Genomic DNA, 22,642 nt, shown 5'->3' on the forward strand with positions numbered 1-22,642 from the left:
TGACGTGCCGGGGCGTGGGGCAGCTCCGTACGCCCGCGCCCGTCCGGCCTCAGACGCACCGGGGTAAGTCCCGGCGCGCGGTTTTACGCCAGCAGACAAGGAAGTCGGCAATGAGCGACCAGCCAACGAACAACGACGACAACGGTTTATCCCGCCGCAACGTGCTGCGCGGCGGAGCTGTGGCCGGTGCCGCCGCGGCCTTGACGGTGGTGACCGGAGGTACTCCCGCCTCCGCCCACGAGGACTACAAAGAAGGCACCCTCCGCGCCGATCTGGTGCTGTACAACGGCCGCATCCACACCATGGACTCCCGCAACCGGGTGGCCAGCGTCGTCGCCATCCAGGACGGGAAGATCGTCTACGTCGGCAACGACGACCGCGCCGCCCGGCGCGGCTTCGAGGGCAACCCCCGGACGGTCAACCTGCGCGGCCGGGTCGCGGTCCCGGGCCTGATCGACTGCCACAACCACATCGTCCTGATGGGCAACCGGCCCGGTTACCACACGCCGTTGGAGAACGCGTACTCCGTGGCCGACGTGCAGAACACCTACCGGCAGCGCGCCAGGGAGGTGCCCCACGGCAAGTTCGTCACCACCATCGGCGGGTTCCACTTCAACCAGTTCAGCGAGGTCCGGCTGCCGACGCTGGCCGAGCTGGACAAGGCGCTGCCCAACCACCCGGCCTACATCTCCATCGGCTTCTCCGGGCCGAGCGTGACCAACAGCCTGGGCAAGAAGTTCTTCGAGGCGGCCGCGCTGCCGGTCACCGTCGGCGCGGACGGGTCGATCGCGTCGGGCACCGAGACGGGCAAGGCGACGCTGGCCCTGCGCAAGACACTCACCTTCGACGACCGCAAGCGCAGCGTGGTCGACGCGATGGCCTACGCCGCGAGCATGGGCATCACCACCCACCTCGACCAGGGCGCGTTCCAGGCGACCGGCACCCCGGCCGACGGCGCCGCGCACGAGGACAACTACCGGATGCAGCTGCCGTTCCTGTCCGTCTACGACGAGGGCCGGGGCACCGTCCGCCTGCGCATCAACTTCCTGCACCAGGACACGGACACCAACGTCACCACCCTGCAGCAGCGCCTGCTCAACACGTTCAAGTTCTTCGGCAACGACATGGTGCGCACCGGTGCGATCGGCGAGTTCATCGCCGCCAGCTACTTCGGTGGACCGGTGTTCCTGGAGGCCGCCCGGCGCAGTGCCCAGGCCGGCTGGCGCATCGAGGTGCACTCGCTGTCCGCCACCGACTTCCAGAGCCAGATCCAGGCGTTCGAGGCCGTGAACGCGGAGACCAGCGTGCGGGACCTGCGCTGGGTGGTGGCACACGTCCCGCAGATCAACCAGGAGTACCTCAACCGGCTCAAGGCCATCGGCGGCGGGGTGAACCTGACGGGCTGGCAGTACCTGGCGGGCAACGGCCCGCAGTCCGGGCCGCCGTTCCGCCTGATCGTGGACAACGGCATCCCGGCGGGCATGAGCTCCGACGGCATGCAGATCGCGCCGATGAACCCCTGGATCCACGCCTACTACGCCACCACGGGCAAGAACGCGCGCGGCGCGCAGATCAACCCGGGCCAGCAGATCAGCCGCCAGGAGCTGCTCGCCCTCTACACGCGGGCCAACCAGTGGTTCCTCGGCGGCGAGGACGAGCGGCTGCTCGGCTCGCTGGAGGTGGGCCGCCTGGGTGACGTCGTGGTGCTCAGCGACGACTACTTCACGGTCCCCGCCGAGAAGCTCAAGAAGATCCGCTCCGTGCTGACCGTGGTCGGCGGCGCGGTCGTGCACAACACCGGCGACGTGCGTTAGCGCACGCCCAGCAGAGAGGACAGACATGCAGATGCGCGACGCTCGCTTCGCGAGCTCCGCTCGGCTACGCGGACTGACGGCCCTCGCGGCCGCCGTGGTGCTGACCGTGGCCGGTTGCAACCGCGGCAGCGACAGCGACGGCGCCTCCGGCGGCGACAAGGGTGGCCCGCCGATCGTGGTCGGTTCCACGCTCTCGCTGACCGGCGCGTTCGCCGCCACCGGCCAGATCCACAAGATCGCCGGCGAGGAGTACGTCGACCGGCTCAACGCCGCGGGCGGGCTGCTCGGCCGCAAGGTCGAGTGGAAGGTGCTCGACGACCAGTCGGACCAGGCCAAGGTCGCCCAGCTCTACGAACGGCTGATCACCCAGGACAAGGTGGACCTGCTGCTCGGCCCGTACGCCACCCCGAACATCCTGTCCGCGATGGCGGTCGCGCAACGGCACGGGTACGTGCTCCCCCAGCACACCGCGGTCCTGGCGCCCCAGCTGACCTACGACTGCCAGTTCCCGGCCTGGTCGATCGGCCCCACACCGAACAAGTTCATCCCCGACCAGCTGTTCGACGCCGTGGAGACCCTGCCGACGCCGCCGAAGAAGGTCGCGGTGGTCACGAGCCAGAGCGGCTCGGCGGCGTTCGTCACCGACGGCTTCGGCGACGACAAGTCGGGTGTGCTGACGATCGCGAAGGAACGTGGGCTCGACGTCGTGGTGAACGTGCACTACCCGCCGACGACCACCGACTGGGCGCCGATCGCCACCCAGGTGCGCGACGCCGACCCCGACCTGATCATCAGCAACGGCCTCGGGGTCGACGCGGTCAACCTCGTGCAGGCGATGAAACAGCTGAACTACTCGCCCAAGAAGATGTTCGCCCTCTTCCCCGCACCGGGTCCGCTCCTGGCCCTCGGCGCGCCGGCGGACGGGATCCTCTCGGTCTCCATGTTCGAGCCCAACAAGCCGACGCTGGACAAGCTGGGCCCGAAGGCCACCGAGATCACCACGGACTTCACCAAGCGCGCGAAGGAGGCCAAGCTGCCCTACACCACCTTCGAGACCCAGGCCGCCGCGTCGTGGAACGCGTGGGACATCCTCGCCGCCGGTGTGAAGTCCTCTGGCGGCACCGACCAGCGCAAGATGTGCGGCTCGCTGCACGACAAGGGCGCGGACACCACGTTCAGCGGTCACCTGAAGTTCGATCCGAAGGATCACAACTTCTGGCCGACCACCCAGACGCTCAAGCAGATCCAGGACGGCGACTGGGTCACGGTCTGGCCGAAGAACAAGGCCGCGGCACCGCTGAAGTAACCCCGCTGGGGGCGGCCCGCACCCGGGCCGCCCCTTCGACTTCACGAGGTGGACATCCATGAACGTCGTCCAGGCCACCCTCAGCGGCGCGCTGATCGGTGGTCTCTATGCCCTGATGGCCATCGGCCTGTCCGTGACGTGGGGCGTGCTGCGCGTGATCAACCTCGCGCACTTCGGGTTGATCCTGATCGGCGCCTACCTCACCTTCCAGCTCACCACGTCGTGGGGCATCGACCCGCTGCTGACGCTCGTGGTCACCGTGCCGGCCATGTTCGTGGCCGGCGCGGTCCTGCAGTGGGTCTTCGACCGGCTCGCGCTGGCGGAGTTCAACTCGCTGCTGGTCAGCTTCGGCCTGCTGATCATCACCATCCAGGTGGCCAGCAACGTCTGGAGCGCCGACTTCCAGCGGATGGACGCCGCGGTCAACCCGTACGCCACCGAGTCGGTCTCCATCGGGCGGCTGGTCTTCCCGGTCACCACCCTGCTCGCGTTCGTCCTGGCCGGGCTGGTCGTGCTCGGCGCCCACCTGGTGCTGCGCCGCACCTTCGCCGGCCGGGCGCTGCGGGCCATCGCCCAGGACCGGGCGGTGGCCGGCGCGTTCGGGGTCGACCACCGCAAGCTCAGCCTGCTTCTCGGCGGCGCGGTCGGCGCCACCGCGGCGCTGGCCGGCGCGGTCTTCTCGTTGTCGAACGCACTGACGCCGGAGACCGCGTACGAGTGGTTCGGCATCGTGTTCGCCGTCGTCATCCTGGGCGGCATCGGCGAGGTGGTCGGCACGTTCGCGGCCGGCGTGCTGGTCGGGGTGCTCTCCGGCGTGGTGTCGGTGGTGTGGTCACCGGCGACCGCGCCGTTCGTGTTGTTCTCGGCCATCATCCTGGCGCTGCTGCTGCGGCCGCGCGGACTGTTCGCGATGGGAGCGGTGCGATGACCGCGGGTGTGCGCGGCGCTGTTGTTCTTCTGGTCGTCCTGGCCGGACTGCTCGCGCTCGGCGTGTTCGCGCCGGACCTCGACTTCCCGTCCTTCTACCTGGTGCTGCTGGGCACCGCCTTCTTCTGGATCGCGCAGACCTCGAGTTGGAACCTGCTCTCCGGGTACGCCGGCTACTTCAGCTTCGGGCAGGCCGCGTACGTCGGGGTCGGCGCCTACTGCACCGCGGTGCTGACCGGCCGGCACGGGGTCAGCTTCTACTGGACCGTGCCGCTCGCCGCCGTCCTCTGTGGACTGCTCGCGCTGGGCATCGGCGCGGTCGCCTTCCGGCTCGGCTCGCTGCGGGGTGAGATCTTCGCGCTGCTCACCCTGGCGGTGCCGTTCATCCTGTCCGCGCTCGCCAGGATCAACGGTGACATCGACGGCGGCCAGGGCACGATCGTCACCCCGCCCGAGGCGCCGGGCGACCTGGACTTCCAGCAGTTCCAGTACCTGCTGGCGCTGATCGTGGCGGCGGTCGCGGTCGGGGTGTCCTACCTGGTACAGCACAGCCGGGCGGGGTCGGCGCTGACCGCCATCCACGACGACGAGGACGTCGCCGAGGTCCTGGGTGTGCCGACGTTCCGGTACAAGATCCTGGCGATCGTGGCGGGCGGGGTGCTCGGCGGGGTCGCCGGCAGCGTCTACGCGCTGCAGATCGGTTTCGTCACCGTGGAGAGCGTCTTCGGCCTGACGATCCCGCTGTTCGTCATCGTCATGGCGGTGCTGGGCGGGCGCAGCCACTGGCTCGGCCCGGTGCTGGGTGCCCTGCTGATCGTCGGCCTGCAGGACCGGTTGTCCTCCTACGGCCTGGACTCGTGGAACGCCATCTTCCTCGGCGCCATCCTGGTGGTCCTCGTCGCCGCGGCGCCGGACGGGCTCTACGCCCGGTTGAAGGCGCGTCCGTGGGCCGCGCTCATCGCGTTCGTGGTGGTCTGCGGCACGCTGGCGATCGTCAACCTGTGGGGCGAGGAGCTGGACTGGGTCCTGGCGGGCATGCTCGCGGCCGCCGCCGTCGCGATCGTCCTCGGCACACGACGCGAACCCGTGCCGGCGCAACCCGAGGCCGAAGCGGTCGCAGCCACCGTGTCCACCGTGGAACTCGAACCCGACGACGACGTCCCACCGGTCGGCGACGTGGTCGTCGAGTGTCGCAACGTGGCCAAGCACTTCGGTGGTGTGCGTGCGCTGGAGGACGTCAGCCTCGACATCCGTGCCGGCGAGCTGATCGGCCTGATCGGACCCAACGGCTCCGGCAAGACCACCCTGGTCAACCTGCTGTCGGGCACCTTCCGGCCGACGCGGGGCGAGATCCGGGTCGGCGGCAAGGACATCACGCGCCTGGCCCCGCACCAGATAGCCCACGTGGGCATGGCCAGGACCTACCAGATCCCCAAGCCGTTCGGGTCGATGACGGTGCGGGACAACGTGGCCACCGCCATCATGTTCGGGCGTGAGCCGATGTCGCTGCGCGCGGCGCGGCCCCTCGCGGAGGAGCACCTGGCCACCGTGTCGCTGGACCACCTCGCCGACTCCCACCCGGCGTCGCTCAACCTGCACCAGCGCCAACTGCTGGAGACGGCCAGGGCCATCGCGTCCGGTCCCAAGGTGCTGCTGCTCGACGAGGCGCTCGCCGGGCTCAACCCGGCGGAGCTGGACAACGCCGTGCGGGTCGTGCGGCGCATCCACCGCAGCGGCATCACGATCGTGATCGTGGAGCACCTGCTGCGGGTGCTCAACCAGGTCTGCACCCGGATCGTGGTGCTGGACCGTGGCACCAAGCTCGCCGACGGGGAGCCGCGGACCGTGATGAGCGACCCCGACGTGGTCCGTGCGTACCTGGGGAGGCAGGCCCATGTCTGACGTACTGCTGGAGATCGAGGACCTCGACGTCCGCTACGGCGACGCCCGCGCCCTGTGGGACGTGGCGTTGCGGGTGGACACCGGGGAGACGGTGTGCGTCGTCGGTCCCAACGGCGCCGGGAAGTCCACTCTGGTCAACGCCATAGCCGGCATACACCGGGCGCGTGGCGGCCGGATCAGCATGGGCGGCACGGACATCACCGCCCTGCCCGGGCACAAGGTGTGTGCCCACCACATCGCCGTGGTGCCGGAGGGGCGGCGGATCTTCCCCCGGATGACCGTGCTGGACAACCTGATGCTGGGCGCCTACCGGGCCGGGGCGCGGCGGGCTCATCGAGCCACGCTCGGCACGGTGCACGAGATGTTCCCCCGGCTGGCCGAACGCGCGAGCCAGCTCGCCGGCAACCTCAGCGGCGGCGAGCAGCAGATGCTGGCGATCGGTAGGGCGCTGATGGCACAGCCGAAGCTGCTGCTGCTCGACGAGCCGTCGCTCGGGCTGGCCCCGGTCCGGGTGGACGAGGTGTACGACGCAATCGAGCAGATCGTGGCCACGGGTGTCGGGGTGCTGGTCGTCGAGCAGGACGTGGAACGCGCGCTGGCCATCGCCGACCGGGCCTACCTGCTCGGCGAGGGCCGGGTGGTCGCGTCCGGGCCGGCCGCGGAACTGCGTGACAGCGCTGAGGTGCGGCGCAGTGTCCTCGGTCTGTGAGCCCGTGCGGCCGCTGCTGCTCGGCACGCGGCGGGCGGTGGTGGACGGGCACCCGATCTGTGCCGCGTGCGGGACCGCGGCCGTGCCGGTCGGACCGGACCGGTGGCGGCATCGGGAACCGAACGAGCCGTACCCGTACGACTCGCCCTGGCTCGCGCCGGTCACCTGGGCCGGGCTGCGGGACCTGACCGGCTTCGCGGACTTCACCGCCCGCTATCCCGACGTGGCGCGGGGGGTGTCCGAGGAGGACTGGCGGGAGGGACGGCGGCGATGGGCGGCGTACCAGGAACAGCTGGACCGCCCTGGCGAGAACCCGCTGCTGCGGCTGGTGACGATCCTCGCCGGTGGCCGCGTCACGCCAGGCTTCCTGCCGGTCCCGGAGCCACTTGCCCGGGTCCTCGACCTGGACGGGCGGCGCCGTGAGCTCGCGGCCCGGTTCTCCTGGGCCATCCCGACCGAGGCCGCGCTGGGGCTGGCCGGTGACCACGGCCCGCTCCTGGAGGTGGGTGCCGGCACCGGGTACTGGGCGGCGTTGCTGCGTGCGCGGGGGGTCGACGTGCGGCCCACCGATGCCGAACCCGCCGGCGACACCTACCACCGCGGCGGTCGGGTGTGGACAGAGGTGACGCGTGCGGTCGCGGTGGACGCGGTCAACGCCTGGCCGGACCGGACACTGCTGGTCTGCTGGCCCCCGCCGGACGACGACGCGGCCGGCTACGCCGCGGTGCGCGCCTACGCCGGCGACACGGTGCTGTACATCGGCGGCGGCGCGGACGGGCCGACCGGGACGGCGCGGCTGCACCGGGAGCTCGATCTCAACTGGACCGTCACCGACGAGCTGGCCTTGCCGTCCTGGCCGGGCATTCCGGACCGGCTGACTGTCTGGCGGCGGTCGCCGGTACGGCGTCCGTTGCGGATCCGGGACCGGTGCCCGCAGTGCACCCGGTTCGTGCCGACCGGGTGGACCGGACGGTGCGACCGGTGCGTCCACGCCAGGCCGGCCGCGCTCGCGCTGCGGTCGGGAGCGCACCGGATCGAGTACACGCGCGAGATGTTGGTCCGGATGCCCGCCGCCCTGCGCGCGGCGTTGGAGCGAAGCACCGCCCGGTGCGGTCCTCCACCCGAGGACTGAGAACCCGCTGGTTACGCTATGCGCCGCACCACCGACCTGGGAGTTCGCCATGCCACGTGAGGGAACCGGCCCGGACTTCATCGAGGCGCTCGCCCGGGGCCTCGAGGTGATCGCCGCGTTCCGGCCGGGCCAGCCGGTCATGGCGCTCACCGAGGTGACGGCCGCGACCGGCCTGGCCCGCCCGACCGTCCGGCGCATCCTGCTGACCCTCACCGAGCTGGGTTACGTGCGTGCCGAGGGCAAGGGTTTCGCGCTGCGGCCCAAGGTCCTGGAGCTGGGCGTGGCCTACGTGCGGTCGATGGGCCTGTGGGACATCGCCCGCCCGCACATGGAACAACTGGTGCGGCACACGAACGAGTCGTGTTCCATAGCCCAGCTGGACGGTCCGGACATCGTCTACGTGGCCCGCGTGGCGGTGCCCAAGATCGTCGGCCTGACCGTCCAGATAGGAACCAGGTTCCCCGCGCTGCCGACGTCGCTCGGCAAGGTCCTGCTCGCCGCGTTGCCCGCGCGCGAGCTTGGCGAGGTCCTGGCCCAACCCACCCGTTCGGGCCTGACCCCGCGCTGGCAACCGGACCCCGCCGAACGCGACGCCGAACTACGCGAGGTGCGCGCCCGCGGCTGGGCGCTCACCGACGAACAGCTCGCGCTGGGCATCCGTTCGATCGCGGCCCCCCTGCGCGACGGCGACGGCCGCGTGGTCGCCGCCCTCAACGTCAACTGCCACGCGGCGGAGACCACGGTCGCCCAACTGGTCGACCACCACCTGCGGCTGCTGCTCCAGACCGCGGGCGAGATCAGCGCGGACTTCAGCCGCGTGCACTCCGTCTCGCACATCACCGCGTCCGCGGACTGAGCCCCGCCGAAACACCGCCGGGAGACATTTCCTTTGCCCCGCCCGGCATGCGCGGGGGTGGAGAAGACGTCAACACTTCTCCACCCCTTCTGTCATCGGAGTGGGTACCGAGGCGTCGCGCGATCAGTCGTAGTAGATGATTCCCTCGTCGTCACGAAGCGTGCCCGGCGGGCAGGTGCCGATGATGTACCACGACCCCTCGCCGATGAGGGAGCTGAAGTAGATGGTGCCGCTGCAGACGATCCAGGCCTGGATGTACTGGCCGCTGAAGACTTCGCAGTCGTACCAGATCGCCTGGGTGGTGAGCCGGGTCGGCGGGGAGCAGATCGCCCTGGTGCCTGCCTCACCGGGGGTGGCGGAGACCGTTACCCATGACACGTCGGCCTTGCCGGCCGACGGGGCGGCCTGGGCGGGCGCGACGGCGAGCATCGAGAACACCATGACGGCGACACCCGTCATGGCCCCGACCGACGCTTTTCGTAACCACTTCAACATGGATTTCATGAAGATGACTTCCTTCTGGAGAAGTGAGGAGATCCACGGCGCCGGAACGCCGCACGATCAGCATCCGGGGACCCGCTTTGGTAGGTCTTGTGTGCCGCTTTTGTGTGCTGGTCCCCGAAGTGACCGCGACAGGCCGCTGGTTTCCTTGCAGGGAACAGAAACAGCCCAGTGTGTGGTGGGCCGGCCGGATCACCCAGGGCTCAGCCGAGCTGGGGGCGGCGGCTGGTTCGGTCAGCTGCCCGGTCGCGGTGAGCCCGGCCGCTGGTCGCGCGGCGGGTGCGGCCGGCAGGCGGTGGCGGGCTCCGTGAGCTTGATCGGCAGGTACAGGGGTTGCGGGAGGCGGTCACCGGCGAACGCGGTGCGGACGTAGAAGTCGACCAGCCGTCGCAGTGCCTGGCCGCGGCTGCTTTCCGGATGGTCGTGGCCGGCACGGTCGATCGCGTACAGGCGGATGAGGTCGTGCATGCGGTAGCGGCTCGGCAGGTGCTGCTCCACCAGGTGTCCGTCCTCGAGCTCGCGCAGCACGAGGCGGGCCTGCGCGATGGGCAGCGCGAGGAGGCTCGCCGCGGCGGACAGGCTGATGTCCCTGCCCGGCGCCAGTCCCAGCAGCCCGAACGCGGCCGCGGCGGACAGCGACAGCGCGTGGTAGGACCAGGACAGCAGTGCCCGGAGGTTGATCTGGCCGTCGCCGGTCGCCAGGGCGTCCAGCCGGCCGTTGAGGTCGCGTAGTTCCTCGGCGAACGCCGCGAGCGGGAACCGGGGGTAGCGGCCGGCGCGGGCGACCACGATGCTGATCGCCAACGGCAGGCCCGCGCAGCGGGCGAGCAGTTCCGCGACGGCGCCGGGCTCCGCGGTGACCCGGGCACGGTCGATGCCGCGCGTCAGCAGCTCCCGCGCCTCGGTGTCGGTCAGCGGGTCCAGCTGGAGCGACCGGGCGCCGTGCGCGGTGGTCAGGCCCGCCAGGCGGTGGCGGCTGGTGACCAGCACCGCGCAGGTCGGGCTGCCCGGGAGGAGCGGGGCGACCTGCGCGGTGGCGCGGACGTTGTCCAGCATTACCAGCATGCGCTTGCCGGCCAGCAGGCTCCGGTACAGCCCGATCTGGGCGCCGAGGTCCGGTGGCACGGCCTCGGGTTCGACGCCGAGCGCGTCGAGGAACGCACGCAACGCCGTGGCCGGCGTCACGAGGTGCCCGCCGGGGCCGAAACCATGCAGATCCACGTGCAGCTGGCCGTCGGGGAAACGGTCGAGGTGCTGGTGTGCCCAGTGCAGGGCCAGCCAGGTCTTGCCGATGCCCGGCGCACCGCAGATCACGGTGACGGGCATGGCCGCGTTCGGTTCGCCCGGCTCGCCCAGAACCGCGGTGAGACGGGCGAGCTCTCCTGGCCGGCCCACGAACTGCCGGGGCGGTGCGGGCAGCTGGCGGGGCACGGGAACACGGGCGGCCGCGGAGACGCGTGCGGGCACCGCCAGTGCCGGGTCGGTGGTGAGGATCTGCTGGTGCACGCGCTGGAGCGACGGACCGGGGTCGGCACCCAGCTCCTCGGCGAGTCGCTGCCGAAGCCGCTGGTAGTGGGCCAGCGCGTCCCCGGGACGGCCACTGCGGTACAGGGCCACGAGGTACTGGGCGGCCAGGCGCTCGTCGAGCGGGTCACGTTCCACGCGGACCGACAGCTCGGCGAGCAGCTCCGCGTGCCGGCCCCGCCGCAACTGCACGTCGATCAGGTCGAGCCAGGCCGCGTCGCGTCGCCTCGTCGCCGTGACCCGGACCTCGTTGAACCAGAGGAGATCCACCCCGGCGAACGGTTGTCCCCGCCACAGCCCGAGGGCCTGCTCGAACAATGCGGCCGCGCGGTCGTCGTCGTCCGCGGTGCGGGCGCGGTCGACCAGCTGGTCGAACTGATGCAGGTCGACGGCCTCCGGTCGCACCGCGAGCCGGTAGCCGCGGTCCTGCCACGCTATGGAAACCTGTTGCGCCAACACCTTCCGCAACATGGTGATGTTGTACTGGACCGCGCCACGCGGATTCTTGGGCAGGCGGCGGTCCTCCCACACCCGTCCCACGATGCGCTCCACCGGAACCACCCGGTTGGGTTCGGTCAGCAGCATTGCCAGGATGCATCGCCGTTGCAGGTAGCCGATGTCGATCGGTTGCCCGTCGGTGTAGGCCTCGATGTCGCCGAGGAGGCGGAACTCCATCATGCCGTGAATTTCTGTCCGGATGAATTCACGGGCGGAACGTTACGGACCGCGTTTGGAAGAAAACTGGACGCCGTTTGAACGGGCGTTACCGCAGGCCGGCCGAGTCGTGAGAGGACTTGAGGGCGGCGATGGCAGTCCTGGCGCGCTCCGCCTCGTCGTGGTCGCCCGTCTCGGTCGCGATGTCCAGTGCGGCCCGGTGGTGGGCGAGCGCGCCCGGGCGCCCCGCGGCGTGGACCGCCTCGCCCAGACCGTTGCGCACGCTGGCCTCGCCGTAGCGGTGCCCGGCCTCGCGGAACAGCGCCAGTGCCGCACCGAGCTGCTCGATGGCCAGGTCGTGCCGGCCGAGGCGGGTCTGGACCGTGCCGAGGTTGGCCAACGCGATGGCCTGCCCGTAGCGGTGTTCCAGGTCGCGGAACAGTGCCAGGGCCTCGGTCAGGTGCCGGTCGGCCTCCTGGTAGCGGCCGCCGTGCATGCAGACGTCGCCGAGGTTGGTCAGCGCACTGGCCTCGCCCGCCCGGTCGCCGAGCTCGCGGAACAGCGTGGCGGCCTCGTCGAGGTGGACGGCCGCCAGCTCGTGGTGACCGGGGCGCAGCTCCACGGCACCGAGGTTGGTCAGCACCGCGGCGACACCGTGACGGTTGCCCAGCTCGCGGTACCCGGCGAGCGCCTCGGTCAGGTGCGTGGCGGCGTCGTCGTAGTTTCCCAGCCGGTCGGCGACGATGCCGAGGTTGGACAGGGTGCGTGCCTCGCCGTGCCGGTCGCCGGTCATCCGGTGCAGCGCCAGCGCCTGGGACAGCCGGTCGACGGCCGGGTCGTACTGGCCGAGCAGCCGGTAGGCGGCCCCGAGGTTGGTGAGGGCGTACGCCTCGCCCGACCGGTCGCCGGACTCGCTCGCCGCGCGCAGACCGTACGTGTGCACGGTGACCGCGTCGGCGTGGTGCCCGCCCTCGAGGTACCGGTACAGGACGTTGGCCAGGTCGACGGCGTGCCCGGCCAGTCCGTGCGTCGCCGCATGGGCGCACGTCGCCACCAGGTTGTGGCGTTCGGCGTCCAGCCAGGACCTCGGGTCCGCCGGGACGGTGACCGGCGGCGGCGCCTCCCGCCGCCCGCCGCGGTGCGAGCCATCCGTCGGGTACAGCAGGTCCACCGTCGCCGTCGCCGTCGCCAGGTAGTGGTCCAGCAGCCTGGTCACCCCCGCGGTGCGGTCGGCCGGGGCGTCCAGTTCCGCGGACAGCTCGACCGCGTAGGCACGCAGCAGGTCGTGCATCCCGTACCGGCAGTGGGAGTCTGGCGTGACGAGGTGCGCCCTGGCGAGGACGTCGATCAACCGGACGGCCTCGTCCGGGCCGTGTCCCGCGAGCGCGGCGGCCGCGTGGAGATCGACATCGTGGCCGGGATGCCAGCCGAACGCACGGAACATCCACGCGGCGTCCGCCGGCAGGTGCCGGTAGGACCAGGACAGCACGGTCCGCACCGCGGCCCGGGAGTCACCGCCCCCGTCCAGGAGCCGCAGTCGCCGCTGCCGGTCCCGCAGCTCACCGGCGAGCCGTGCCAGCGGCGTCGCCGACCGGGTGACGGCGAGCTCGGCCGCCACCCGCAACGCGAGCGGCAGCCGCGCGCACTGCTCGACCAGGTCGCCGACGGCGGCGGGGTCGTCGAAGGATCGGGTGCCGATCAGCTCGTGCAGCAGGGTTCTGGCGTCGTCGGCCGAGAGCGGGTCCAGCTCCAGGCGGCGCGCGCCCCACAACGCCACCAGCCCGGCCAGGCTGTCCCGGCTGGTGACCACGACGACGCAGGACGGGGAGCCCGGCAGGAGGTCCCGCACGTGGTCGACGGAGCACGCGTTGTCCAGCACGACGAGCACGCGCCGGCCGGCGATCTCGGTCCGGTACCGCCGGGTGCGCGCGTCCTGGGTGACCGGGATGTCGCCGGCCGCGAGACCGAGCCCCTCCAGCAGCCGCGCGAGCGCCTCGTTCGGCGTCACGGGCTGGTCCGGGTCGTACCCGCGCAGGTCGAGGTAGAGCTGCCCGTCGGGGAACCGGTGCCGGACACGGTGCGCCCAGTGGAGCACCAGCGCCGTCTTGCCGACCCCCGCGGTGCCCGACACCGTGCAGATCGCCAGCGCACCGGTGCGCGAGCCGGCCGGCAACCGGTCGAGCTCGGCCATTTCGGCCACCCGGCCGGTGAAGCCGGCCACGTCCGCCGGCAGCTCGGCCGGGACCGGCGCGGACCGGGGTGTCCTCGGTTCCTGCCGCACGAGGGTTCCGTGCACCCGCGCGAGCTCCGGCCCGGGGTCGACGCCCAGCTCCGCGACGAGCGCACGCCGGGTCCGGTCGTAGACGGCGAACGCCTCGGCCCGCTGTCCGGCCGCCGTGTACACCCGCATCAGCACCGCCGCGAGGGACTCGTCGAGCGGTTGCCGCGACGCCTCCTCGGCCACGACGGGCAGCGCGTCCGCCACGTGCCCGGTGTCGAGCGCCGCCTCCGCGTACGCCAGCACCGCGGTCCGCCGCGCCCCGAGCAGGGCGAGCACGGCCGGATGGGCGGCGAAGGCCGGTAGGTCGGCCAGCGGTGGGCCCTGCCACAACCGGAGCGCCTCGCCCAGCGCCACCCGCACCGGCTCGGGCCGTCCCTGTTCGAGTGCCTCGTTCGCGGTCCGGACCAGGTCGTGGAACCGGTCGAGGTCGACCTCGTCCCGCGGCACGTGCAGCGCGTACCCCTCGCCGACCGTCGACAGGCTCGAACTGCGCGCGTACGCGTGCCGCTCCGGGTCGAGGGTTCGCCTCAGGTGCTTGACATGCGTCTGGATGACGTTCGTCGCGCTGGGCGGCGGCCTGCTCCCCCACAGCGCGTCGACCAGCTCGGTCCTCGGCAGCACCCGACCCCTTGCCAGGACGAGGAACCCGAGCACGGCCCGGCGGCCCGGCGGCCCGAGGTCGAGCTCGTGACCGTCCCGCCACGCCCGCACCGGACCGAGTACCTGGATGCGCACACCACCTACCGCCACAGCACCCCCAGCCGACGAGACCAACCTTGGTCAGGGACGCGTACCGCTGTCAAGCGCGGGCGGGTCCGTCGTTCCCGCGGCCGAAGTCGGCAGGATCGTGCAAGGGTTCGCCGGTTTTGAGCTGTCCGGCCGCTTCGCCGGCTGGTTACATCGGCTTGTCCTCGGCTCCGCGTGGTGGAAAGGAAAGTGGTGGAAAGGAAAGACGTGACCGACCACACCCACAGCGACATCTCGTTGCGTGTCAACGACGTGACGCACCAGTTGAGGGTCGACAACCGGACGACGCTGCTGGACGCGGTGCGCGAGGGGGTTGGCCACACGGGACCGAAGAAGGGGTGTGACCACGGCCAGTGCGGCGCCTGCACCGTGCTGCTCGACGGCCGACGGGTGGTGTCCTGCCTGACGCTCGCCGTCGCGGCGCAGGGCGCCGAGATCACGACCGTCGAGGGGCTCGCCGGTGACGGCGCGCTGCGGCCGATCCAGGAGGCGTTCGTCCGGCTCGACGGTTTCCAGTGCGGCTACTGCACTTCCGGGCAACTCTGCTCGGCCGTCGGCATGCTCGCCGAGCACGAGGCGGGCTGGCCCAGTGCCGTCACCACCGACGTGTCCCCCGACCACCCGGCGCCGGAGCTGGACGCGGGGGAGGTGCGTGAACGGATGAGCGGGAACCTCTGCCGATGCGGCGCGTACCCGTCGATCGTCCGCGCGGTGCTCGAGACCGCCGCGCGCGAGGAGGTGGCGAGGTGAGGGAGTTCGCCTACCAGCGTGCGACGCGGGTCCGGGACGCACTGGAGGCCGGGCACGACGGCGGCCGGTACCTCGGCGGCGGCACCAACCTGGTCGACCTGATGAAGTACGGCGTCGAGGCCCCGGCACGGCTGGTGGACGTGCGGTTCCTGCCGCTGGACGGTGTTCGCGTGACGCCGGACGGCGGGCTGGTCATCGGCGCGACGACGACCAACAGCGACGCCGCCGCTCATCCCGAGGTACGGCGCCGGTTCCCGGCGTTGAGCCAGGCGGTGCTCGCGGGCGCGTCGGGCCAGCTGCGGAACATGGCCACCGTGGGCGGGAACCTGCTGCAGCGGACCCGGTGCGCCTACTTCACCGACTCCGCGCAGCGGTGCAACAAGCGGGTTCCCGGCAGCGGGTGCGCCGCGATCGCCGGGGAGCACCACAACCACGCCGTCCTCGGGTGGTCCGAGCACTGCGTGGCGACCCATCCCTCGGACATGGCGGTGGCACTGGCCGCGTTCGACGCGGTCGTGCACCACGAGTCGCTGGAGGGTGCCGGCGAGACCCCGCTGTCGGAGTTCTACCTCCCGGTCGGCGACACGCCGTCGCGGGAGACGGCCCTGACGCCGGGCGCGTTGATCACCTCCGTCACCCTGCCGGGGTCCGCGGTCCTCCCGCGGTCGCGGTACCGGAAGGTTCGCGAGCGCGCGTCCTACGCCTTCGCGACCGTGTCCGTCGCGGCGGCCCTGGACCTCCACGACGGACTGGTCCGCGACACGCGGATCGCCCTGGGCGGCGTCGCGTCGCGGCCGTGGCGCGCGCTGGCCGCCGAGGAGGCCCTGCGGGGCGGCCCGGCCACCGCCGAGCGGTTCCTGGCCGCCGCCGACGCGGCGCTGGCCGATGCGGAGCCGTTGCGTGACAACGGGTACAAGGTGACGCTGGCGCGTAACCTGATCACGGCCGTCCTGACCGGTCTCGCCGAGGAGAGCGACCGATGAGCCGGCGGACCGTCACCGAACCCGCCCCGCCGGCGGGGGCCGTCGGGGTCGCGCGGCCCCGGATCGAGGGCCGCGCCAAGGTCACCGGCGCCGCGCGCTACGCCGCCGACGAGCCTGTCCAGGACCTCGTCCACGGCTGTCTCGTCGTGGCCACCATCTCCCGGGGACGCATCCGCGACATCGACACGCCGGCCGTCCTGGGGATGCCCGGCGTGCTGGGCGTGCTCGACCACCGCGACGCGCCGCGGCTCGACCCGGCGGCCGGGCACTTCTTCGGCCCGGACGGCGGGCTACAACTGTTGCAGGACGACGTGATCCCCTTCGCGGGCCGGCCGGTGGCGCTCGTGGTGGCGGAAACCCTCGAACAGGCCATGGCGGCCGCCGAGGCACTGCCGGTGACCTACGACGAGGAGCCACACGACACGGACTTCTCCGCCGGCCACCCGGCGGCCCGGCCGGCGTTGGCCCTGTTCGACGGGCCGGTGGACGTCGGTGACGTGGACGCGGAGCTTGCCGCGTCCGCGGTGGTGGTCGACCAGCGGTACCGCACGCCCGAGGAGCACTGCGGCGCGATGGAGCCGCACTCCGCGACCGCGTGGTGGGAGGGCGAGCGCCTGCAGGCCGTCGACACGAACCAGGGACCGTTCGTCGTCGCCGGGGTCCTGGCCACCCTGTTCTCGCTGGACCTCGACCAGGTACGCGTCCGCTGCGAGCATCTCGGCGGTGGCTTCGGGTCCAAGGGGATGTGCGGCCCGCAGCTGGTGCTGGCCGTGATGGCCACCACGCGGTTCGGGCGACCGGTGCGCGTCACGTTGACCCGCGACCAGGTGTTCCTGTCGACCGCGATGCGGCCGGTCATCGAGCAGCGGATCCGGCTCGGCGCCGGCACCGACGGCCGCCTGCGGGCGATCCACCACGAGCCGACGTTCGCGCTCTCGCCGCTCGCGGAGTACATCGAAGGCTGCACCGAGCTCACGAAGACGCTCTACGCGGCGCCCGCGATCCGCACCCGGCCCATGGCGGTTCCCCTCGACACCCTGCCGCCGTACTCGATGCGCGGCCCCGGCGCGACACCCGGCTCGTTCGCGCTCGAGTCCGCCATGGACGAGCTGGCCGAACGGCTGAGCATCGACCCGCTCGAGCTCCGGCTGCGCAACGAACCGGCCGTGGGCCCCGTGTCCGGTCTGCCGTTCAGCGACCGCAACCTCGTCGAGTGCCTGCGCGAGGGCGCTCGCCGGTTCGGCTGGGCCGCCCGCGACCACCGGCCGCGGCGGCGGCGCGAGGGCCCCCTGCTCATCGGCACCGGGCTGGCCGCCACGTCCTTCAGCGCCGGGGCGTTCCCGTCGTCCGCGTCGATCACCGCGGAACCGGACGGCACCTTCACCGTGGCCATCGGCGCGGCCGACATCGGCACCGGCGCACGCACCGCGCTGACCGCGGTGGCGGCCGACGCACTGGGCGTCGGCACCGAGGACATCCGGATCCGGATCGCCGACAGCGACCTCGGTCCCGCGTGGTCCGCCGGCGGCTCCCGCGGGACCACGTCATGGACCTGGGCGATCACCGAGGCCGCACGGCGGTTGCACGAGAAGCTGAGCGATCCCGTACGGCCGGTCACCGCCACGGCCGACACCACCGCGCTGCTCGGCGATCTCCCGTCGATGGAACGGCATGCCTACAGCGCCGTGTTCGCGGAGGTGACCGTCGATCCGGCCACCGGTGAGGTGCGCGTGCGGCGACTGCTCGGGATGTTCGCCATCGGCCGCGTGATCAACCCGCTCACCGCGCGCAGCCAGCTCGTCGGCGGGATGATCGGCGGGCTGTCCATGGCCCTGCACGAGGAGGGCATCCGCGATCGGCACTCGGGCCGGCACGTCAACGCGGACTTCGCCGGCTACCACATCGCCGCACACGCCGACGTGCCCGACATCGAGGCCGACTTCGTACCCGACCACGAGCCGGGCATCCCCGTGGGCGTCAAGGGTGCCGGTGAGATCGGCAACGTCGGCACCGCGGCCGCGATCGCCAACGCCGTGTGGCACGCCACCGGGCGCCGCCAGCGGACGCTCCCGATCCGTCTCGACCGGGTGCTGGAGGAACACCCGACGACGTGAGCCGCGGACGGTTCGGTCTTGCCCGCCCCCATTTCGGATGCTTTCGTGAGGCCGTGCGTATTCCCGAGCTCCTCGAGGAGATCCGTGGCATCGTCGCCACCCATGCCCGGCCGGACATGCGGACGCCGGTCGACGGACTCCTCGTGTCCGAAGTGGACAACTCGGAGCCGGAGTACACGCTGACCGCGCCGCTGCTGGTCGTGATGGCCCAGGGCGGCAAACGCCTCCTGCTCGGCGACCAGGTCCTCGAGTACCGGGCGGGACAGTACCTCGTGGTCACGACCGACCTGCCCGTCACGGGCCACTTCATCGCCACGCCAGAGGTTCCGTCGCTGGCGTTGGGTCTCGTGCTGCGGCCGGCCGTGATCGCCTCGCTGCTGCTGGAGATCCCCGCGGCAGACGGATCCCGGGCCACGGTCCCCGAACGCGCGATCGCCACCGGCCAGGCCGACCTCGACCTGCTCGACGCCGTGGCCCGGCTGCTTCGACTGCTCGACCGCCCCGCCGACGCGCCCGTGCTCGCCCCGCTGATCGAGCGCGAGATCCTCTGGCGACTGCTCACCGGTCCGCACGGCGCCATGCTCCGCCAGATCGGCCTGGCGGGCAGCGCGCTGACCCACGTCAACCGGGCGATCCAGTGGATCCGCGGCAACTACGCCGAACCGATGCGGATCGAGGACCTCGCCCGGCTGGCCGGGTTGAGCACCTCCGCGTTCCACCGGCACTTCCGTGCCGTCACCAACATGACCCCCCTGCAGTTCCAGAAACGCCTCCGCCTCCAGGAGGCCCGCGAGCTGCTGGTCGCCCGCGCCGGCGACGTCACCGGCGTCGGACACCTCGTCGGCTACGACAGCCCGTCGCAGTTCAACCGCGAGTACCGCCGCCTGTTCGGCGCCCCACCCGGCCAGGACGCCACTCGCCTCCGCGCCGACGCCACCCCGCACGACAGCCAGCACCCGTCCTGAACCCGGGCCCAGCACCCCGCGTCTACGTTACTTATTGACGAAGTTGCCAATCAGGCCGCAAGATCTTGTCATGACGGCGAGGAGGCCCTGATGAGGAAGTTCGTTGTCGTGTCGATGATGGTGGCGGCCGCACTGGTGCCGGCCAAGGTGTCCGCCGCGACGCCGTTGGCGGTGACGACCGAGGCGGTGTTCACCAAACCGACGGGTACCGAGGCCGAGCAGCGCGCGATCGTCAACCGGGTGATCTCGTTGATCGACGGCGCCGCGGCCGGTTCCCGGATCCGGGTGGCCCTGTTCTACGCCGACGACAACGCCATCCCGACCGCGCTGGTCGCGGCCAGGAACCGGGGCGTCAGCGTGCAGGCGATCTTCGACCACCGGATGGCCGACACGGGCGAGAGCGCGGCGATCAAGGCGGTCTGGGCGCAGCTCGTCAGCGGGCTCGGCACCGACAGGTCCGCGTCGTCGTGGGTGATGACGTGCCCGGCCGGCCGCGGCTGTGTCGGGACGCTCAGGATCGGCACGGTGGCCGCCATCAACCACAACAAGTTCTTCCTGTTCTCCAACACAAGCGGCACGTCCAACGTGGTCGTGCAGTCCTCGGCCAACCTGCACAACGGCCGGGACGGCACGAAGGGGTACAACAACGCGCTGATCATGACCGGGCACACCGCGCTCTTCTCGGCCTACGAGGGCTACTTCGGTGACATGGCGGCGTTGCGGGCCGACAACAACTACTACGACACCGGGCGTCCCCCGGTCACCGACGGGAACGCGAAGATCCACTTCTTCCCGCGGGCGACCACCGCGGCGAGCCAGTACCGCGACCCGACCGAGGACACGATGTACACCGTCCTCGACCACATCGACTGCTTCGGCAACACCTCCACCGGCACGACCGACAACCACCGCACGATCATCAGGGTCAACCAGCACGCCTTCACCCGCCCGTACCTGGCGGAGAAACTGGTCGAGCTGGACGCGGCCGGCTGCTACGTCGAGGTGGTCCAGAACTACGCGCCCGACGACGACTCGTCCTCGGTGTCACTGGCCGAGGAGTCGCTGCGCGACCTGCTCGCGCGGACCGGCAGCGCCTACAACGGCGTGCTGGTCCGGTACTACTGCGACAGCGACCCGGTGTGGACGCACTCGAAGTACCTGTTGGTCGAGGGCAAGTACTACGGCGTCGCCGACCGCAGGATCGTCTGGACGGGCAGTGCCAACTTCAGCACGAACTCCCTGCGGCAGAGCGACGAGACCGTGCTGCAGCTGGAGGACTCGACGGTCTTCGGGCAGTACCTCGCCGACTTCCGGGCCGCCCGGGACAGCGCCCCGCACCAACCGGCGAACGGCGCCGCGATCACCTGCTGACCGGCCGGCCGGCCGGCAGCCGGTCGGTCGGCAAGTCGCGACCGTCAGCTCACCGCGATGCTGTAGATCACCACGTGGTGGTCGGAGTACGCCGACGCACCCACGCCGCACCACCGCTTGGTCTCCGAGCTGAACACATAGTCGATCTTGTACCCGCCGTCGTGGGTGTCGCGGTCCTGACCGAGGTCACACTCGGCGTAGCCCGCGACACCCGGGCCGGTGGAGTACAGGCCGGACGGCCACAGCCACGCCCGCGCGTTGCCCGGGAAGTAGGGCGGCTCGACGTTGAAGTCACCGCCGAAGGCGACGTTGGGATAGCCGCCGACGATGCTCTTGATCTCGGCCAACTGGTCGTCCGCGTACTCCCACGTCGGCTCGTCCGGGTTGCCGTGCGCCGGCGTCAGGTGCACGTTGCACAGCCGGATGTTCCAGTAGGTCGCCGTGGCACAGTGGAACGGCCGGTTCTGCCCCGTCCACGGCTGCGTGGTCGAGTAGGCCTGCGCGCCGGTCATCCCGGCCTTCACGACGATCGCGGTGCCGATCCGGTCGGTGCGGCCACCGCTCTCCCCGCAGGTGTTGTTGGCCCGCACCCCGTCCTGCGACCACTGGTAGGGCTGGAAGCTCTTGCTCCACCCCGATCCCAGCCGGCTCATCAGCAGCGTCAGGTCGTTCTCGCAGACCTCCTGCAGCAGTACGGCCTGCACGAAGTCGTTGGTCACGTGGTAGGTGACGACGCCGATCTTGTCCTGTGGCGTGCCCGTGCCGGCGCAACCCCACGACGCGCGTTGCGAACCGCACATGTTCCAGGACATCAGCTGCAGGTTCCTCGGCTCCGCGGCCGACGCCACCGACGGACCCGGGGCCGCCCCGACGAAGACGAACGCCAGCACACCCAACAACACACCGGACAGCTTCCGTTTCATGAACGCACCTCAGCCCTCGCGCACGGATGGGAAGATTTTCCAAACATGTAGTTTGTTTGTGAGTTTCAACCGTACTGCACGGTGCGGCGGTAGCGGAAGATCCGCGCGCCGAACGCCCACATTGCCCGGAGGCCTGGACCCGGATCGCGCCGGTCGCCGTATCAAAGCTCGCTCCCGGCTCTCTGTATGGCATGCGAACTGTCCGGAGGAACGTTGGACGGCATCGGGGTGGCCTAGCGGGTGCGGGCCTGACAGTCGTGGAGCAGCGCGGCGACCGACGGGATCCGGCGCATCCGGGCAAGGCACCGCTGGCGTGTGGGTCCGATCGCGCCGACCGGTATGCCGAGATGGACGCTGATCGCCACATAGGGCGTCGGCGGGTCGGAGAACAGCAGCTCCAGCAGTGCCCTGTCGCTCTCGGACAGTTCGGCGAGGGCGCGACGAACCGCGTCACTGCGTTCCGCGTCGAGCAGGAAGACCTCCACCGTCCCCGGAGCGGTCTGGTCGATCGCCTCCTTGGGAATCTGTCTGCCCTTGTCTCGGAGGAGCACCACACATTCTCGTCGCGCAGTGGTCATGAGCCATTTCGGCAACGCTTTCGGTTCACGGATCTTGGCCAGGTTCGCGATGAGCCGGAGCCACACGTTCCCCACGACGTCCTCGGCGTCGAAACCGTCCACGCCGCAACGGTGGCACACCGAGAAAACGAGCGGCGAATAGCGCGCGACGATTTCCTTCCACGCCGATTCCACACCTGCCATGGCATTGTCCAACAAAGCTTCGACTGGCGAGTCATACCTCACGTCCGACCTCCCACGGAGAGCGTGATCTGGTTCAGCGTTTTCACGATCTCGCCACGCCCTACCCGCGAACCTTGCGGCAACCTTGCGAAGCGAGCAGCATCGATTCGTCCGTCATCATTGGCGCGTCGATCGCCGGGGGGCCTCGGCATGGAATTCTGGTTGTTCGGCGAAGTTCAGCTGCGGGCAGGTGAGCAGGTGCTCGACGTCGGCACCCCTCGCCAGCAGGCCGTCCTCGCCGCGCTCGCGGTGGACGCCGGGCGCCCGGTCGCGATCGAGACCCTCGTCGACCGGGTGTGGCACGATGCGCCACCCGCGGCGGCTCGCAACGTCCTTTACTCCCACCTCAGCTGGATTCGTCAGCTGCTCAGGCGCGCCGAGGC

18 protein-coding genes are annotated in these 22,642 nt (G+C 71.1%); 13 read left to right on the plus strand and 5 right to left on the minus strand.

Going from position 1 to position 22,642, the window contains the following annotated elements:
- Positions 1-110 precede the first annotated feature (110 nt).
- From VET29_RS30140 to VET29_RS30170, 7 genes are read left to right on the plus strand one after another with little or no spacing between them, the layout of a single operon-like run.
- The gene (locus tag VET29_RS30140) at positions 111-1,814 is read left to right on the plus strand and encodes an amidohydrolase (protein ID WP_324926679.1); all 1,704 of its coding nucleotides are present in this window, start codon (positions 111-113) and stop codon (positions 1,812-1,814) included.
- A 31-nt stretch (positions 1,815-1,845) separates the two neighbouring features.
- Complete coding sequence (locus VET29_RS30145; RefSeq protein WP_324926681.1) at positions 1,846-3,120, plus strand: amino acid ABC transporter substrate-binding protein; 1,275 nt, start codon at positions 1,846-1,848, stop codon at positions 3,118-3,120.
- Positions 3,121-3,178: 58 nt separating this feature from the next.
- On the plus strand, positions 3,179-4,048 hold the full coding sequence (locus tag VET29_RS30150; RefSeq protein WP_324926683.1) for a branched-chain amino acid ABC transporter permease: 870 nt from the start codon (positions 3,179-3,181) through the stop codon (positions 4,046-4,048).
- On the plus strand, positions 4,045-5,949 hold the full coding sequence (locus VET29_RS30155) for a branched-chain amino acid ABC transporter ATP-binding protein/permease (RefSeq protein WP_324926685.1): 1,905 nt from the start codon (positions 4,045-4,047) through the stop codon (positions 5,947-5,949). The genes VET29_RS30150 and VET29_RS30155 overlap by 4 nt, the downstream gene beginning before the upstream one ends.
- Entirely contained in the window at positions 5,942-6,658 is a 717-nt protein-coding gene (locus VET29_RS30160) for an ABC transporter ATP-binding protein (protein ID WP_324926687.1), read from the plus strand. The genes VET29_RS30155 and VET29_RS30160 overlap by 8 nt, the downstream gene beginning before the upstream one ends.
- On the plus strand, positions 6,642-7,790 hold the full coding sequence (locus VET29_RS30165) for a hypothetical protein (protein WP_324926689.1): 1,149 nt from the start codon (positions 6,642-6,644) through the stop codon (positions 7,788-7,790). Before VET29_RS30160 ends, VET29_RS30165 begins: the two co-directional genes overlap by 17 nt.
- Before the next feature lie 49 nt (positions 7,791-7,839).
- Entirely contained in the window at positions 7,840-8,646 is an 807-nt protein-coding gene (locus VET29_RS30170) for an IclR family transcriptional regulator domain-containing protein (protein WP_324926691.1), read from the plus strand.
- Positions 8,647-8,769: 123 nt separating this feature from the next.
- Here VET29_RS30170 and VET29_RS30175 read toward each other — a convergent pair whose 3' ends face one another.
- The 3 genes from VET29_RS30175 to VET29_RS30185 form a co-directional block, all read right to left on the minus strand.
- Positions 8,770-9,150: a hypothetical protein gene (locus VET29_RS30175; RefSeq protein ID WP_324926693.1), complete on the minus strand. Its 381-nt coding sequence runs from the start codon at positions 9,148-9,150 to the stop codon at positions 8,770-8,772.
- Positions 9,151-9,381: 231 nt separating this feature from the next.
- Complete coding sequence (locus VET29_RS30180; RefSeq protein WP_324926695.1) at positions 9,382-11,349, minus strand: AfsR/SARP family transcriptional regulator; 1,968 nt, start codon at positions 11,347-11,349, stop codon at positions 9,382-9,384.
- Between the two features lie 85 nt (positions 11,350-11,434).
- A complete protein-coding gene (locus tag VET29_RS30185; RefSeq protein WP_324926697.1) occupies positions 11,435-14,341 on the minus strand; it encodes an AfsR/SARP family transcriptional regulator in 2,907 nt (968 codons plus the stop codon).
- A 219-nt stretch (positions 14,342-14,560) separates the two neighbouring features.
- Between VET29_RS30185 and VET29_RS30190 the strand changes: the two genes are divergently transcribed.
- The 5 genes from VET29_RS30190 (at position 14,561) to VET29_RS30210 (ending at position 20,536) form a co-directional block, all read left to right on the plus strand.
- A complete protein-coding gene (locus VET29_RS30190; protein ID WP_324926699.1) occupies positions 14,561-15,103 on the plus strand; it encodes a (2Fe-2S)-binding protein in 543 nt (180 codons plus the stop codon).
- Positions 15,100-16,086 (plus strand): xanthine dehydrogenase family protein subunit M, encoded by a 987-nt coding sequence (locus VET29_RS30195; RefSeq protein ID WP_324926702.1) that lies wholly within the window; start codon positions 15,100-15,102, stop codon positions 16,084-16,086. The genes VET29_RS30190 and VET29_RS30195 overlap by 4 nt, the downstream gene beginning before the upstream one ends.
- On the plus strand, positions 16,083-18,200 hold the full coding sequence (locus tag VET29_RS30200; protein ID WP_324926705.1) for a xanthine dehydrogenase family protein molybdopterin-binding subunit: 2,118 nt from the start codon (positions 16,083-16,085) through the stop codon (positions 18,198-18,200). The genes VET29_RS30195 and VET29_RS30200 overlap by 4 nt, the downstream gene beginning before the upstream one ends.
- A 116-nt stretch (positions 18,201-18,316) precedes the next feature.
- Positions 18,317-19,165 carry an AraC family transcriptional regulator gene (locus tag VET29_RS30205; RefSeq protein ID WP_414636660.1) on the plus strand — a complete coding sequence of 283 codons (849 nt, stop codon included), beginning with the start codon at positions 18,317-18,319 and terminating at the stop codon, positions 19,163-19,165.
- Positions 19,166-19,255: 90 nt separating this feature from the next.
- On the plus strand, positions 19,256-20,536 hold the full coding sequence (locus VET29_RS30210) for a phospholipase D-like domain-containing protein (protein WP_324926709.1): 1,281 nt from the start codon (positions 19,256-19,258) through the stop codon (positions 20,534-20,536).
- Positions 20,537-20,580: 44 nt separating this feature from the next.
- On the opposite strand, the gene VET29_RS30215 is transcribed toward VET29_RS30210, so the two are convergent.
- Together VET29_RS30215 and VET29_RS30220 are read right to left on the minus strand one after the other, a co-directional pair.
- Entirely contained in the window at positions 20,581-21,459 is an 879-nt protein-coding gene (locus VET29_RS30215) for an endonuclease/exonuclease/phosphatase family protein (protein WP_324926711.1), read from the minus strand.
- 233 nt (positions 21,460-21,692) lie between these two features.
- Positions 21,693-22,220, minus strand: a complete 528-nt coding sequence (locus tag VET29_RS30220) for a sigma-70 family RNA polymerase sigma factor (RefSeq protein ID WP_324926713.1) — start codon at positions 22,218-22,220, stop codon at positions 21,693-21,695.
- Positions 22,221-22,409: 189 nt separating this feature from the next.
- On the opposite strand from VET29_RS30220, the gene VET29_RS30225 reads away from it, so the two are divergent.
- Positions 22,410-22,642: AfsR/SARP family transcriptional regulator (locus VET29_RS30225; protein ID WP_324926714.1), on the plus strand; the 233-nt coding region annotated here is incomplete at its 3' end.

Origin of the sequence: Actinophytocola sp., from assembly GCF_035634895.1 — a bacterium.
In the GTDB taxonomy this organism is placed as follows: domain Bacteria; phylum Actinomycetota; class Actinomycetes; order Mycobacteriales; family Pseudonocardiaceae; genus Actinophytocola.